Here is a 293-nt window from a genome sequence, read left to right on the forward strand (position 1 = left end):
CCTCCGACTCCAGAATTGACCACGAGATGAACGCATCGCCCCTGCCACCAGACAACACCGCCGGCCTGCGCCTGCAGGTGCTGGACTGGTTTGTCCGGCGCCAGCGCGAGAGCTGGAGCACGGCGGACGAGCAGGCCTTGCAGCAGTGGCTGGCGGCCGATGCCGCGCACCGCGCCGCCTATGTGCAGTGGGAGCAGCACTGGCGCGCGATCGATGCCGTGCCCGCCGATGCCATCGCCCAGCTGCGCCGCAACCTGGCGCATGACAAGGCGCAGCCAAGCGCCACGGCCGCT

Annotated in this window: 1 protein-coding gene; it reads left to right on the forward strand. The window is 70.3% G+C overall.

The features are described 5' to 3' along the window. Positions 1–26 precede the first annotated feature (26 nt). Positions 27–293, forward strand: a 267-nt coding sequence (locus H928_RS32190; protein WP_027010632.1) for a DUF4880 domain-containing protein, incomplete at its 3' end; no start/stop codon positions are given.

It is taken from the genome of Comamonas sp. B-9 (assembly GCF_000410635.1).
In the GTDB taxonomy this organism is placed as follows: domain Bacteria; phylum Pseudomonadota; class Gammaproteobacteria; order Burkholderiales; family Burkholderiaceae_C; genus Comamonas.